The following is a 14475-nucleotide window of genomic DNA, read 5'->3' as shown; positions in this document are numbered from 1 at the left end:
AATGAGCAATATCATGATTAAATTTATAAAAATAAATAATATGGATAATGTCGCTGTGGCATTATCCGATTTGCAAGCGCATGAGCAAGATATTGTTATCGACGGGCATCATATCGATTTAAAACAGCCGATAAAGCAAGGGCATAAATTTGCACTTAACGATATTGGCTTAGGTGAAAACATTATTAAATATGGTTTACCAATCGGGCATGCAACCAGCCCGATTAAAGCGGGTGAGCATATTCATTCCCACAATTTAAAAACCAACTTGAGTGATATTGATGATTACAAATATCAACCCAGTTTAGCAAAAAGCGATAACTTACATGCCATTGCCGATCGAGAAGTGCAAATTTATCGGCGCAAAAATGGTGAAGTGGGTATCCGCAATGAACTTTGGATCATCCCAACAGTTACTTGCATTAATGGTATTGCTCAGCAAATTGTCAGTCAGTTTTGTGAGCAGTTGAATCATCAGTTAGACATTGACGGCATTACTGTGCTTGAACACCCTTATGGCTGTTCTCAATTAGGGCAAGATCATCAAAATACCAAAATCATTTTACAAGATTTAGTCAAACACCCTAACGCTGGTGCGGTGCTGGTGATTGGGCTGGGATGCGAAAATAATCAGGTTGCCGAATTTAAAGCAGATCTAGGCGAGTATGACTCTTCACGTGTCCGATTTCTAATTGCGCAGCAAGAAAGCGATGAGATTGAAGCGGCGCTTGTCCATTTAACCGAACTTTACGCCATAATGAAGCAAGATAAGCGAGAAGCAGGGCGTTTAAGCGAGCTGAAATTCGGTTTAGAGTGTGGTGGCTCAGACGGTTTTTCCGGCATTACGGCCAATCCTATGCTTGGGCTGTTTTCTGATTATGTGATTGCGCATGGTGGGACAAGTGTGCTGACCGAAGTTCCGGAAATGTTTGGCGCTGAAAATATCTTGATGTCGCACTGTGTTGACGAATCGACTTTTGATAAAACCGTGCACATGATTAATGATTTTAAACAATATTTTATTACCAACAATCAACCTATCTATGAAAACCCTTCTCCGGGTAATAAAGCGGGTGGTATAACCACGCTTGAAGAAAAATCGCTTGGCTGCACCCAAAAAGCGGGCGGTAGTGAAGTTATCGATGTGCTCAAATATGGGCAACGTTTAACCAAAACCGGTCTAAATTTACTTAGTGCACCGGGTAATGATGCGGTGGCGACCGGGGCTTTATCGGCGGCGGGTTGTCATATGGTACTGTTTACCACGGGGCGAGGCACACCTTATGGCGGCATTGTGCCGACTGTCAAAATTGCCACCAATACCCAATTAGCCGAAAAGAAAGCCAATTGGATCGATTTTAACGCCGGAAAACTGATTCAAGGCGTTTCAATGCAAAATTTATTAACAGAATTTATCGAGCATATTGTTCAAATTGCTAACGGAAATAAAACACGCAATGAAATAAATAACTTTAAAAATTTAGCCATTTTAAAAAGTGGCGTAACCCTCTAAACATAAATTAATTGTTTGTTAGTTAATAGTGACATTAAGTCCTTCGGGACTTGATGGGGGGCACTGTTTTTTTTAAATACTATAGGGATCATTTATGAATGACAAAAAAGAGAAAAAAATTACATGGTTAGTAAGATTCTCTTACGGCAGTGGTAATTTAATCGGTAGCGGCGCGCTGGCAATAAGTGGCGCATGGCTACTCTACTTTTACACCACTTTTTGTGGGTTAAGTGTTGTGCAAGCAGCCTTAATATTTTCAATTGCCACTTATTTGGATGTGATACTTAATCCATTAATGGGTTTTATCACAGACAATTTTTATCAAACTAAAATCGGGCAGCGCTTTGGGCGGCGTCGTTTCTTTATTTTAATTGGTATACCTTTAATGACCATTTACCCCATGTTATGGATTGAGGGTATGGGTTTTTGGTACTACTTAGTCACCTATATTTTATTTGAGATCATCTATACCAGCATCATGATTCCATTTAATACTTTGCCTGTAGAGATGACGTCAAACTTTTCACAACGGACTTACCTAACCGGTTCTAAAGCCATGTTTGGTAAAGTAGCTAACTTTTTAGGTGCTGCGATACCAGGCATCTATTTCTATTTTTACAGTAAAGAATCGGCAACCCCTTTTTTATTAACCGGTATCACTTATGCGCTTATCATGATGTCGGCGTTAATTTTGCTTTATTGTAATAGTTGGGAAAAGCCTAAAGATCAAGTCAAAGATGAATCGGTACATAGCTTTTTGCAAGCCATTAAAAAACTTTTCATCGACATTTTATCAACCTTTCGAATTAAGACCTTTAGAACGCATTTAGGTATGTATCTATTTGGTTTTGGGGCTGAGTGGTTATTTACTGCCGTCTTTACCTATTTTATTGTATTTAGTCTCGGTGAGCCACGCTCATTTGTGGCGGAGATGAATTCATTAAGTAGTATTTGTCAGTTGGTCTCAACAGCATTTTTTATGATGTATTGCGCTAAAAAAGGCTTTAAAAAACCATTTATCATTGCGCTGCTTATCGTTATTTCGTCGATGATTGGTTATGTGGGTATCTATTATCTCAACTTACCGCATATCACATGGATAGTAGTTGGTATTACTATCTGGTTTGGATTAGGAACAGGGGGCGTATATTATATTCCATGGAGCGTTTATGTCTTTTTGGCTGATGTTGATGAAGTGGTAACCGATCGCCGCCGTGAAGGCGTTTATGCCGGTGCCATGACCATGGCCGGTAAATTAGTTCGAGCCTCTATTGTATTTGTCCTCGGCGTTATTTTGAGTGCATATGGCTTTGAATCTAAATCACATGTTCAACCACAAAGCGCCATTGCGGCAATAAATGGCATTATTCTTTATGGTGTAATTGGTATGGCTTTAATTGGTGCGTGCTTCGCTTGGAAAATGAAACTCGATCATGCGACCCATTCGATTATTATTAACGAAGTTGCTCGAGTTCGTAATGGCGGCAAAATGGCAGATGTCACGCCAGAAACCAAAAAAGTGGTAGAAGATCTAACCGGGATTGCTTATGAAAAATGTTTTGGTCATAACAATATTGGTTATAAACAATCACATTAATAACGATTATAGCAGTTATCGGGATTGGTTAACGCCGATCCTGTTATGAATAAAATAAGTGCTAAGCGGCAATTAAGTTTTTAATTTGTCGTTTATAAACCGACAGTAGGAAGGACAGAATAATGACGAGAGTATCAGTGACAGATTTTGGCGCGATTGGCGACGGAAAATCATTAAATACCCACGCTTTTGAAAAAGCAATCGCACATATTGAAAAGCAGGGTGGGGGAACCATTGTTGTGCCAGTGGGCACCTATTACACTGGAGCAATTAAACTTTGTAGTCATCTCACCTTACATATTGAGCAAGGCGCAACATTACGCTTTTCTGATGATGTGAACGATTATCCAATTGTCAATTCACGTTGGGAAGGGGTGAAGCAAGATGTCTATATGCCTTGTATTTATGGACACAGTATTGAAAATGTCACCTTAACCGGTGGCGGTAAGATAGATGGTAACGGGCAAAAATGGTGGCAGGTTTTTCGTCAACAGCGAGAAAATCTTCGTTATCCAAGACCGTATTTGATTGGGTTTGATTTTTGCCAGCGCATAACGATTGAAAAACTATTTTTAACGCAATCACCTAGCTGGACAGTGCATCCAATGGAATCAAATAATGTGGTGGTGGATAATATTTCGATCCTTAATCCGGCTGATTCACCTAATACCGACGGCATTAATCCCGAATCATGCCGTAATGTGAGAATTTCCAATTGTTATATCGATGTTGGCGATGATTGTATTGCTATTAAAGCCGGTACAGAGCAGACAGCGGATAAAAGCCCATGTGAAAACATTTTAATTACCAATTGTAATATGATTCATGGTCATGGTGCGGTGGTGTTAGGCAGTGAAATGAGTGGCTCTATTCGTAATATCACTATTAGTAACTGTGTCTTTCAAAAAACCGATCGTGGCGTTAGGTTTAAAACTCGCCGTGGTCGTGGTGGTACTATTTCCGATATCACATTTAGTAATATTGTAATGGACGAAGTGTTATCGCCGTTTGTGATGAACTACTACTATTATTGTGGTCCAAAAGGCAACGATCCGATTGTCTGGAATAAACAGCCATTACCGGTAAGTGCAGATACGCCGGCGTGTCATAACATCAGTTTTTCTAATATTATCGCTAAAAATGTTCGGGCGTATGCCGGCTTTTTATATGGGATTCCCGAATCGCCAATTGCTAATATCTCGTTTGATAATATCCGCATTTCAATGCAAATAGATGCACAAGCCGGCGAAGTTGATATGTTTAAAGATGTTAAACCGGAGGCAGGCAAGGGCTTTTTTATTGAAAATGCCAACTCTGTTTTATTGAATAATGTCATTATTGATAATGTGGTTTGCGATCCACTCTATGTAAAAAATTGTACTGATGTGCATGTTAATCAATCATTTGTCAAACAAAATGGGCAGTTAATTAGCCTTAAAGCTTAATCTTTCAACGTAGCAGAAACCGCCTTTGGGCGGTTTTTTGGGTTGTGCGCTTAACCTGAACAGGTCTAATCGAGCTGTGTTATTCGGTTATTAGTTTGACGAATAATCATTATTTTTAATAGGGTTATTATTAATTTTTTTGCTAACCTTCTGAATCCTATAGTTTTTATTTCTTTTTTATTCTCTCCATTTTTGAAGAAATCAAAATAACTTTGATGTTGATCACATTTATCCAATAAATCTTTTAAAGCTAAATTTTTAGCTCTTCATACTCGTTTGTAATGGTTCACTCTTTTAAGGATAAATTATGACAAGTGCATTTTATAAAAAACCGACTTATTGGTTTGCTTCGTTTTATAGCATTATGTATTACGCAGCAGGTAGTTTTGTTTTTTCCTTTTATGCAATATGGCTTAGTAAAGAGATTGGTTTAACGGCAAAACAGACGGGTATTATCTATTCTTTTAACTATTTTATCTCGTTGATTATCATGATTATTTATGGTGTCTATCAAGATAAATTAGTCTTAAAAAAACATCTGATTTGGTTTCAAAGTATCATCATAACTTGTGCCGCACCTGCATTGATCTATGTTTATGAACCGCTATTAAGACACAATTTTTATGTTGGTGTTATCTTTGGTAGTTTCTTCTTAGGTTTTGGTTGGGTTGCCGGTATGGGCTTAATCGATTCTTACTGTGAAAAAATCAGCCGTGCTTTTAATTTTGAATTTGGACAATGCCGCACTTGGGGGTGTATTGCCTATGCGGTGGGTACCTTTATCGCCGGTATATTAATTAGTATTAATCCTCATCTTAACTTTTGGGCAGCTTCAGCAGTGGGTATCTGTTTTATGATACTCAATCTGAATTTCAAACCAGATTTAAGCAAATCATCGGCAGCCGTATTCCAGAAGAAAGATAAATTAAGTTTTAATGAAATTGTTTCAGTATTTGGACTCAAAAAGTTTTGGATATTTGTTATTTATGTACTGGGCACTTACAGCTTGTACAACATTTATGACCAACAATTATTCCCGGTCTTTTTTACTCAGCAATTTACCGATGTCAACGATGGTTATCGTTTATACGGTATGTTAAATTCATTTCAAGTCTTTTTAGAAGCAGCGGTAATGTTTTGTGTGCCATTTGTTGTGAACAAAGTGGGTGCTAAAAATGCCTTAATCTTTGCGGCATTTATTTCGGCTACGCGAATATTTTTAACGGGTCATGTGGAAAGTATTGCCATTATTTCAATCATAAAACTTATGCACTGTTTAGAGATCTCAACCATTTTAGTCTCAGTGTTTAAATATATTGATAATAATTTTAATGCTCGCTTGTCAGCTACCGTGTTCTTAATTGGTTATCAAGTAGCCGGATCAGTAGGCGTAATACTATTTTCTACCTTTGTGGGTAATTTTTATGACACAGAGGGCGCAGCGACAACATTTAACTATTTAGGTTTAGTGGTTTTAGGCTTCATGCTGTTTGCTATGGCATTTTTAAGTCGTGATAGAAAATCAGACAAAATTGAAAACGAAAGTAATTAAGCAAAAAATTTGTAATTTAATCAATAGTATTTGATAAAACATATTAAGGATGCAAAATGAACATATTTAATTCAGTAACCCAATTTAACTTTGAACAAACCCGAACAATTTCACCGGAAAACATGACGGGTGAAAAAGGTAAATCCTGCATGAAAGCCAGCGCTTTAGGCCCTAGCCGTAAAGGGCAAGGGTTCATTTCAATTCCTGCCGGTCAAACCGTGACAATTGCCGAGATTAACGGTCCGGGTGAAATCCGCCACATGTGGTTTACCCTAACGGATAGAACACATCGGGGTAGTTTTGTGTTACGTGATGTGGTGATTCGAATTTATTGGGATGATGAAAAAGTGCCGTCGGTTGAAAGCCCGATAGGCGATTTTTTCTGTAATGGTTTTGGCGCAAGATGTGATATTAACTCCTTGCCAATCGTGGTAAATCCAACCGGTGGATTTAACAGCTATTTTAGAATGCCATTTAATAAGAAAGCCAGAATTGAAATTCAAAATGAGCATGAAGCTGATCTGCAACATTTCTTTTTTACCGTCAATTACGCTTTAATGCCTAAACCGTTTGAACAACCGTTGTATTTTCATGCCCAGTGGCGCCGTCAACGCATCACCAATTATGCGCAAGATTACGTAATACTCGATAACGTTCAAGGACATGGTTATTATGTCGGCACTTACCTTGCTTTAACTGCACTTGAGCGTTATTGGTGGGGTGAAGGTGAGTTTAAATTCTATCTGGATGATGATAGCGATTATCCGACTCAACACTCTACTGGCTCAGAGGACTATTTTGGTGGTGCTTGGGCTTTTCATAATCGTGATAGTCAAGGTAGACCTAAAGCGAAGTGTTTCCAAACACTGTTTATGGGCTATCCATATCAAACTAATCGGGATGCAACTCGTGACTTTTTCCAAACCGGTGATTCAAATCCGGTGCATGGTTTTGGTGATGATGGCTTACCTTCACATGGTTTATATCGCTGGCATCTGCCCGATCCGATTGCATTTCATAAAAACATTAAGTTAGCTTTTCAACAAATAGGTAATGATGATATAAGATTGTATGAACGATGTGATGATATTGCTAGTGTTGCTTATTGGTATCAAAATCCGTCAGCAAATCACAATCCCCCATTTTTGAATAAGCAACAACGTACTCCACGCTAATTTGAAGGTGATGTATGGCGAGTAATAAATTAAAGATCAATGATATTGCTCGTTTGGCTGGCGTGTCGGCAACGACCGTCAGTCATATTTTTAATAAACGGGATAAAAAATATCGAATCTCTCCGCAAACCCGACAACGGGTGTTATCGATTGCTGAGCAGTACAGTAATCAATCTCATATCCGTCAATATTTAATTAAAGCTAATAGTACCAATACCGTTGGGGTAATTGTGCCGGATATGTCCAATTCCTTCTTCTCCATGTTTTTGCATCATCTGGAAGCGGCATTTCGGCAAAAAAATATCCAGTTACTTATTACCTGTAGTCACTATAATAAAGAAGTTGAAATCAAAGTAGCTCAAAATTTAGTTGAGCGCAGAGTTGATGCGATGATTGTGGTGACCTCTTTAGATAGTGATGAGTTTTATGTTGATATCAACCAAAATACGCCCGTTCTGTTTTTTGACAGATATCTTTATAACACTAAAATACCGTTTATCACCAGTGAAGCTTTACAGTCAGTTGCACATTTGATTGAGCCTTATGCCAAACAGTTAGATGAATTTTATTTTATCGGTTGTGACATTCAACTTACCTCAATTCAAGCTAGGCTTGCCGGGTTTAAGCTAGGGCTTGAACGTGCCGGATTATCGGTTAAGCCTGATTGGATTGTAAGTGATGATTATTGTCCTAATAAAGGTTATGAGCTGCTCAAATGTGTTCATCAAAAATTAGGGCGTTTGCCAAAAGCGATATTTACGCCGTCGGGTAATTTACTGCAAGAGGTGCTTAATTATTTGGTTGCGGTAAAAGCTGATCCTAAGCAGATCTGTTTATGTTCTTACGACTATAATCTTTATCTTGATTATTCGTATTATCCGATTGATGCGATTGCGCAAGATTTTGAATCGATGGTTAATACTTGTGTTAATGTCGTTAATCGGTTATTGAATTTTAACGAGTTAAAAGATAACGCTATGTTTATTAAACCGAAAATAATACGTTATCGTAAGAATTAAACAATAACCAATACGGCAATCATGCGATTAGCGATTGGCATTTTTCATAATACGTGCTTTATCAACTTGCCATTGACGCTCTTTGATATCGGTGCGTTTGTCGTACTCTTTCTTACCTTTAGCCACGCCAATTTTTACTTTAGCCCAAGCATTTTTCCAATATAAAGACAGGGCGACAACAGTGTAGCCTTGACGATTGATTTTCCCAAATAAAGCGTTTAACTCCCGTTGATTTAACAGTAGTTTTCGAGTGCGCATTGGCTCACAAACTACATGGGTAGATGCCACATTAAGAGGTGTAATGGTTGCACCAAATAACCACGCTTCGCCGTCTTTAAGTAGGACGTAACTGTCACTAATGTTAGCTTTGCCAGCACGTAGTGATTTCACTTCCCAGCCTTGCAGGGATAACCCCGCCTCAATTTCCTCTTCAATAAAGTACTCATGGCGTGCGCGTTTGTTTAATGCAATTGTTGCCGAACCCGGCTTATGTGATTTTTTCTTTGTCATAGTGTGCGTTATTATAAAGTTACGTGATACTATATGTCACTAATTTTAATTTTAAATTTGAATTTTATTATTATGGCGCAAGTTTTTTACGAGGTGGTCGAGCCTTACTCTGTCGAGCAGATGTTCGCTTTGGTTAATGATATTGCTAAATACCCCGAATTTGTTCCTGATTGTATCGCATCGGGTATTATTAAAAAACAAGATAATATTATTGCTGCATTTATTGAAGTTGAAAAGTTTGGTTTTAAAAAATCGTTTACTACTCTAAATCAGCTCAATGAACCTAATTCGATAGATATTACACTGTTAGAAGGGCCATTTAAGCACTTGACGGGACAATGGCTATTTACCTCTATTGAGCAAAACAGGAGTAAAATCAGTTTTCGCTTGGATTTTGAATTTAAAAATAAGTTGTTAGATTTGACCTTTACCCCGGTTTTTAAAGAGGTGATGACTAATATGGTCAATGCGTTTTCACAAAGAGCAAGGCAGATATATTAAAATGATAACGATTGAAGTTGTTTATGCTTTACCAAATAATCCGACAATCATTAAATGTACGGTTGATAAACAAACTAATGTCTTGCAAGCGATAACAAAATCCAATATCTTATCTATCTGTGGGATAAAATTGGATGAGAATTTAGTCGGTATTTATGGAAAACGTTGTCAGCTGACTGATCAGCTTAACGACGGTGACCGTATTGAAATCTATCGCACGCTCATTAATGATCCTAAAGAGATAAGACGAGCAAGAGCAGCACTAAAAAAATAATGATTTGAAGTGAAGGGAACCCAATGCATAATCTGCTAATTGAAAAGATTGAAACTTTGTGCAAAAAACGTGGTATTAAGCTGACAACGCAACGTCGAACAGTTTTAGATATCATGTTAAGCGCAAATAAAGCAATGAGTGCATATGATTTGTTGGATCTTTTAAAAGTCAGTGAACCACAAGCAAAACCCCCCACTATCTATCGTGCGCTTGAGTTTTTATTAGAACACGGATTTATTCATAAAGTTGAATCATCAAATAGCTATATTATTTGCCCCCATTTTCATGATCCTGAGCATATTTCAATTTTATTTATTTGTGATAAATGCCAACAAATTATTGAAAAACACTCCGAGGATATCGAGAAGCAACTTAAACAATTAGCCCAACAAAGCCACTTTTTAATTAAACACAGTGTGCTTGAAATTCATGGAATCTGTCAATCGTGTCAACATTAATTATTGCCCTTTGGTTGATTAATCTCGCCTGTGATACTGTAGGTCAAATTGCTTTTAAATATGCGGCAATGACCTCTAAACATAAGCAAGGGATTGGTTATTGGCATCGGCTGTTTTGTAACTATTGGCTATGGCTTGGGTTTGGTTGCTATTTTATCGGTTTTATTTTTTGGCTGGCTTTCTTGAGTGAAGTTCCTTTATCTCAAGGTATATTATTAGGTTCCTTTAATATGATTACGGTAATGCTGGCCGGGCGTATACTATTCAAAGAGCACTTAACCGCCTTTCGACTTATTGGTATATTTTTTATCACAACCGGAGTGGTATTAGTTGGACTTAATTAATGAAGAAATTTTATATCATCGGTTTTATTTTATTGCTTTTCTTTGATACTTTTGGTCAAACCAGTTTTAAATTAACGGCAATTGCTGCACTGCCATTTGAAATAAGTTTTGATTGGTTAGTGCGAATATTTACCAACGGCTGGGCATATGTGGTAATGCTTGGTTACACAGGCGCATTTATGACGTGGATGGTGTTGTTAAAAAAAGCCCCGGTTGGTCCTGCTTTTGCCGCTTCGCATCTGCAAGTGGTGACCGTGATGCTGGTATCGGTTGTGGTATTTGATGAACAAATCACCTGTATACGCTTAGTCGGTGCATTATTTATTATTATCGGTATTGTTTTTCTGGCGTTAGCGGAACAAAGATTACATCGATCATCTTAATTATTTACGTTAGATGTAAATAAGATTATCTTAAATAATAAAACAGCTCCCCCTAGCTTGAAAAGCAAGCTATAAAAGCCAATTGCCGTGAAAAAGGTTAAAAATAATAGCATTCAGAGTTTAGAATGAACTATATTGTAAATGAAAATAAGATTGTCTTAAAAAATAAAACAGCCCCCCCTAGCTTGAAAAGCAAGCTATAAAAGACAATTGCCGTGAAAAGGGTTAAAAATAATAGCATTCAAAGTTTAGAATGAACTATATTGTAGAAGAAAATAAGATTGTCTTAAAAAATAAAACAGCTCACCTCTAGCTTGAAAAGCAAGCTATAAAAGCCAATTGCCGTGAAAAGGGTTAAAAATATAATAGCATTCAGAGTTTAGAATGAATTATATCTGTTTATCCCCGTTTTTTAGCATCTCAATAATGGTGCGGTTAGCGTCAGGAAATTCATCGGCGATTAACTCTTCTTGATCAACCCAGCGGCTCGGTTGTCCCTCTTTGGCAAAGGGTACGCCGTCCCACTCTTCAACAAGATAAGCATGAATGGTGATATCACGATCATCATAACTGTGTTTGACGACTTTTAAAAATTGAGCGTTGTGTATCTGAATATCGACTTCTTCCGCTATTTCACGTTGTAATGTTTGATAGGGTGTTTCGCCAGCTTCAATTTTTCCACCCGGAAATTCCCAAAAACCAGCAAGATGAGAGTCTTCACCACGTTGCGTGATAAAGATTTGACAATTTTGTGAACGAATAATACCTATAGCAATTTCAGTATGTTTTTTCATAATCCTATTGGTCTGAATAAAACCAAAGGGGAAAGTTAACCTTTCCCTTTCGATTTTGTTGTCAACTTAATTGACTATTTTAACATCATTATTGCTTGATGATACTAAATTTTTGTCAATTATTGTACAGCGCCGTGACAATGTTTGTATTTTTTACCTGAGCCACACGGACAAGGATCGTTACGACCAACTTTCGCTTCTGTTCGTACAATTGGTTGTGGTGAGCTTGGTGATTGCTCTTGATCTTCACCGTTAAAACCACCGATAGACTCATGGTTGGCATGCTGTTTTGCCATAAGTCTTTCCATTTCTGCTTGACGTTGACGCTCTGCTTCATCCACTTCTTGTTGAGAACGAATTTGCACCCGGCTTATATAACCAATGACATCATATTTTAACGATTCTAACATGTTAGCAAACATGTTAAATGATTCACGTTTATACTCCTGTTTCGGGTCTTTTTGTGCATAACCACGTAAATGGATACCTTGACGCAGATAATCCATTGCCGCTAAGTGCTCTTTCCACAAAGTATCAAGCGTTTGTAACATAACACTCTTTTCAAAGTCTCTGAGCGCTTCAGAACCGGCGATATTCTCTTTTTCGATATATCGGTCAGTGGCAATTTGCATAATGCGTTCACGCAATGTTTCCTCATGAAGATTTTGCTCTTCATCGAGCCACTTACTGATAGGTAGTTCAAGATCAAAATCGGTTTTTAAGGCATTTTCAAGTCCAGGTACATCCCACATCTCTTCAATCGATTGTGGTGGAATATACTGATCAATAACCGCATTAAACACATCACCACGAATTGAATCAATTGTCTCTTTAATATCAGAATTGTCTAACAGTTCGTTTCGCTGGCGATAGATAGCTTTACGTTGGTCATTTGCAACATCATCATATTCAAGTAATTGCTTACGAATATCAAAGTTACGACTTTCAACCTTTTTCTGCGCGTTAGCGATTGCTTTAGTGACCCACGGATGTTCGATAGCTTCGCCTTCTTTCATCCCCAGTTTACGCATCATATTACCCACACGCTCAGAAGCAAAGATTCTCATTAATGGATCTTCAAGCGATAGATAAAAACGTGAAGCACCCGGATCACCTTGACGTCCAGCACGGCCTCGTAACTGGTTATCAATACGACGAGATTCATGGCGCTCTGTACCTAAAATATAAAGTCCGCCTAAAGCAATAACTTCTTCATGTTTTGCTTGCCATGCTTGTTTGGCTTTTTCGATATCTTCCGGTGTTGGGTTTTCAATATGAGCGAGATCACTTTGCCAGTTACCACCTAACATGATATCCGTACCACGACCAGCCATATTGGTTGCGATAGTCACAGCACCTTTACTACCGGCATTGGCAATAATCTCAGCTTCTTGAGCATGGAATTTAGCATTTAACACATTATGTTTGATACCTGCTTTTTTAAATGCGTTAGACACTAACTCAGATTTTTCAATTGAAGCTGTACCCACTAACACGGGTTGACCACGTTCGATACAGGCTTTTACATCGGCAACAATCGCATCAATTTTTTCTTTTTCGCTCATAAAGACCAGATCAGGATAATCTTTACGTACCATTGGGCGATTGGTTGGTATAACAATCGTATCTAAACCATAAATTTGGTTAAATTCGAACGCTTCTGTATCAGCAGTACCGGTCATACCTGCTAATTTTTGATAGAGGCGGAAGTAATTTTGGAAAGTGATTGACGCTAATGTTTGGTTTTCATTATTAATTTTTACATGCTCTTTAGCTTCAACCGCTTGATGTAAACCGTCAGACCAACGGCGACCGTCCATTGTTCGGCCGGTATGTTCATCGACAATGATAATTTCGTTATCTCTAACAATATAATCAACATCACGATGAAATAAATGATGTGCTCGTAGGGCGGCGTTGACATGATGCATTAGCACGATGTTACTCGGTGAGTAAAGTGATTCATCACTTTTCATAATACCTTGTTTGATCAGCAGCTCTTCAACTTTAATTAAACCACGTTCAGTTAAGTTGACTTGACGAGATTTTTCATCGATTGAAAAGTCACCGTCGCCTTGGAATTGATCTGAATCTTCTTTTTCTTGTCTGATTAAGCTTGGAATGATTTTATCAACACTGACATAACGATCAGAGCTATCTTCCGCCTGTCCGGAGATAATGAGAGGTGTTCGGGCTTCATCAATTAAGATTGAGTCAACTTCATCCACTAACGCATAATGTAATGGGCGTTGAACTCGAGCATTTTTGCTAAACACCATATTGTCACGTAGGTAGTCAAAACCATATTCGTTATTGGTACCATAAGTAATATCGGCATCATAGGCTTCACGCTTTAGGTGTGGCGGAAGATTAGGCAGGTTGATACCAACACTTAAGCCTAAAAATTCAAATAATGGGCGGTTGTTTTCCGCATCACGTTGCGCTAAGTAATCATTGACTGTAACAACATGTACGCCTTTGCCGGTTAAGGCATTTAAGTAAGCGGGTAAGGTTGCTGTTAATGTTTTACCTTCACCGGTGCGCATTTCGGCAATACAGCGCTCATTAAGCACCATGCCCCCAATAAGCTGGACATCAAAATGGCGCATACCAAATACCCGTTTACTGGCTTCACGAACAACAGCAAAGGCTTCTTCTAAAATATCATCTAATTTGGTGCCGTCAGCGATTTTTTGTTTAAATTTATTGGTTTTTGCTTTCAGCTCATCATCAGTTAACGCTTCCATTGCAGGTTCTAATGCGTTAATTCTTTCGACACGTTTGCGCATCATTTTTAAGATACGCTCATTACGACTACCGAACACTTTTGTTAATAATTTTAATAACATAAACTTTCTCTTATTCTTTTTTAATAGGTGTAATAAGGCATACGCCTTTTTGCGAAAATAG

Annotated in this window: 14 protein-coding genes; 11 read left to right on the top strand and 3 right to left on the bottom strand. The window is 38.0% G+C overall.

Translation table 11 applies throughout. The features are described from left to right. Positions 1 to 13 precede the first annotated feature (13 nt). From J3U42_RS03630 to J3U42_RS03605, 6 genes are all read left to right on the top strand, one after another. The gene (locus J3U42_RS03630; RefSeq protein WP_305054789.1) at positions 14 to 1513 is read left to right on the top strand and encodes a UxaA family hydrolase; all 1500 of its coding nucleotides are present in this window, start codon (positions 14 to 16) and stop codon (positions 1511 to 1513) included. Positions 1514 to 1607: 94 nt separating this feature from the next. Further along, a complete protein-coding gene (locus J3U42_RS03625) occupies positions 1608 to 3110 on the top strand; it encodes an MFS transporter (protein ID WP_267335563.1) in 1503 nt (500 codons plus the stop codon). A 122-nt stretch (positions 3111 to 3232) separates the two neighbouring features. Continuing rightward, positions 3233 to 4555, top strand: coding sequence for a glycoside hydrolase family 28 protein (locus J3U42_RS03620; RefSeq protein WP_267335561.1), 1323 nt, complete (start codon positions 3233 to 3235; stop codon positions 4553 to 4555). A 307-nt stretch (positions 4556 to 4862) separates the two neighbouring features. Then, entirely contained in the window at positions 4863 to 6107 is a 1245-nt protein-coding gene (locus J3U42_RS03615) for an oligosaccharide MFS transporter (RefSeq protein ID WP_220218931.1), read from the top strand. A 56-nt stretch (positions 6108 to 6163) separates the two neighbouring features. Next, positions 6164 to 7282, top strand: coding sequence for a glycoside hydrolase family 172 protein (locus J3U42_RS03610; protein WP_267335559.1), 1119 nt, complete (start codon positions 6164 to 6166; stop codon positions 7280 to 7282). Positions 7283 to 7296: 14 nt separating this feature from the next. Further along, a complete protein-coding gene (locus J3U42_RS03605) occupies positions 7297 to 8301 on the top strand; it encodes a LacI family DNA-binding transcriptional regulator (protein ID WP_220218933.1) in 1005 nt (334 codons plus the stop codon). 27 nt (positions 8302 to 8328) lie between these two features. On the opposite strand, the gene smpB is transcribed toward J3U42_RS03605, so the two are convergent. Continuing rightward, positions 8329 to 8811 (bottom strand): SsrA-binding protein SmpB, encoded by a 483-nt coding sequence (gene smpB, locus J3U42_RS03600; protein WP_220218934.1) that lies wholly within the window; start codon positions 8809 to 8811, stop codon positions 8329 to 8331. 33 nt (positions 8812 to 8844) lie between these two features. Between smpB and J3U42_RS03595 the strand changes: the two genes are divergently transcribed. The 5 genes from J3U42_RS03595 to J3U42_RS03575 are packed head-to-tail and all read left to right on the top strand — an operon-like array spanning position 8845 to position 10771. Further along, the gene (locus J3U42_RS03595; RefSeq protein WP_267335556.1) at positions 8845 to 9312 is read left to right on the top strand and encodes a type II toxin-antitoxin system RatA family toxin; all 468 of its coding nucleotides are present in this window, start codon (positions 8845 to 8847) and stop codon (positions 9310 to 9312) included. After that, a complete protein-coding gene (locus J3U42_RS03590; protein WP_366518654.1) occupies positions 9308 to 9586 on the top strand; it encodes an RnfH family protein in 279 nt (92 codons plus the stop codon). The genes J3U42_RS03595 and J3U42_RS03590 overlap by 5 nt, the downstream gene beginning before the upstream one ends. A 23-nt stretch (positions 9587 to 9609) precedes the next feature. Continuing rightward, positions 9610 to 10044, top strand: coding sequence for a zinc uptake transcriptional repressor Zur (gene zur, locus J3U42_RS03585; RefSeq protein ID WP_220218937.1), 435 nt, complete (start codon positions 9610 to 9612; stop codon positions 10042 to 10044). Beyond that, positions 10032 to 10388, top strand: a complete 357-nt coding sequence (locus J3U42_RS03580; protein ID WP_267328659.1) for an EamA family transporter — start codon at positions 10032 to 10034, stop codon at positions 10386 to 10388. The genes zur and J3U42_RS03580 overlap by 13 nt, the downstream gene beginning before the upstream one ends. Next, positions 10388 to 10771 carry an EamA family transporter gene (locus J3U42_RS03575; protein WP_267335554.1) on the top strand — a complete coding sequence of 128 codons (384 nt, stop codon included), beginning with the start codon at positions 10388 to 10390 and terminating at the stop codon, positions 10769 to 10771. The genes J3U42_RS03580 and J3U42_RS03575 overlap by 1 nt, the downstream gene beginning before the upstream one ends. Positions 10772 to 11160: 389 nt before the next feature. Here the strand turns inward: J3U42_RS03575 and mutT are convergent, their stop codons facing one another. Further along, positions 11161 to 11565: an 8-oxo-dGTP diphosphatase MutT gene (gene mutT / locus J3U42_RS03570; protein WP_220218940.1), complete on the bottom strand. Its 405-nt coding sequence runs from the start codon at positions 11563 to 11565 to the stop codon at positions 11161 to 11163. A gap of 119 nt (positions 11566 to 11684) precedes the next feature. After that, positions 11685 to 14414, bottom strand: coding sequence for a preprotein translocase subunit SecA (gene secA / locus J3U42_RS03565; RefSeq protein WP_267335552.1), 2730 nt, complete (start codon positions 14412 to 14414; stop codon positions 11685 to 11687). Positions 14415 to 14475: the final 61 nt, after the last annotated feature.

This window comes from Gilliamella sp. B2923 (genome assembly GCF_026536565.1).
In the GTDB taxonomy this organism is placed as follows: domain Bacteria; phylum Pseudomonadota; class Gammaproteobacteria; order Enterobacterales; family Orbaceae; genus Gilliamella.
The sequence above is the reverse complement of the archived record's forward strand: the minus strand, read 5'-3'. Positions and strand labels throughout refer to the sequence as shown.

What these genes read in the sequence shown, in the direction of transcription:
- zur (WP_220218937.1), top strand. Translation starts at nt 9,610, where the DNA reads ATGCATAATCTGCTAATTGAAAAGATTGAAACTTTGTGCAAAAAACGT.
- J3U42_RS03610 (WP_267335559.1), top strand. Translation starts at nt 6,164, where the DNA reads ATGAACATATTTAATTCAGTAACCCAATTTAACTTTGAACAAACCCGA.
- J3U42_RS03620 (WP_267335561.1), top strand. Translation starts at nt 3,233, where the DNA reads ATGACGAGAGTATCAGTGACAGATTTTGGCGCGATTGGCGACGGAAAA.
- secA (WP_267335552.1), bottom strand. Translation starts at nt 14,414, where the DNA reads ATGTTATTAAAATTATTAACAAAAGTGTTCGGTAGTCGTAATGAGCGT.
- J3U42_RS03595 (WP_267335556.1), top strand. Translation starts at nt 8,845, where the DNA reads ATGTCACTAATTTTAATTTTAAATTTGAATTTTATTATTATGGCGCAA.
- smpB (WP_220218934.1), bottom strand. Translation starts at nt 8,811, where the DNA reads ATGACAAAGAAAAAATCACATAAGCCGGGTTCGGCAACAATTGCATTA.
- J3U42_RS03615 (WP_220218931.1), top strand. Translation starts at nt 4,863, where the DNA reads ATGACAAGTGCATTTTATAAAAAACCGACTTATTGGTTTGCTTCGTTT.
- J3U42_RS03630 (WP_305054789.1), top strand. Translation starts at nt 14, where the DNA reads ATGATTAAATTTATAAAAATAAATAATATGGATAATGTCGCTGTGGCA.
- J3U42_RS03575 (WP_267335554.1), top strand. Translation starts at nt 10,388, where the DNA reads ATGAAGAAATTTTATATCATCGGTTTTATTTTATTGCTTTTCTTTGAT.
- mutT (WP_220218940.1), bottom strand. Translation starts at nt 11,565, where the DNA reads ATGAAAAAACATACTGAAATTGCTATAGGTATTATTCGTTCACAAAAT.
- J3U42_RS03625 (WP_267335563.1), top strand. Translation starts at nt 1,608, where the DNA reads ATGAATGACAAAAAAGAGAAAAAAATTACATGGTTAGTAAGATTCTCT.
- J3U42_RS03605 (WP_220218933.1), top strand. Translation starts at nt 7,297, where the DNA reads ATGGCGAGTAATAAATTAAAGATCAATGATATTGCTCGTTTGGCTGGC.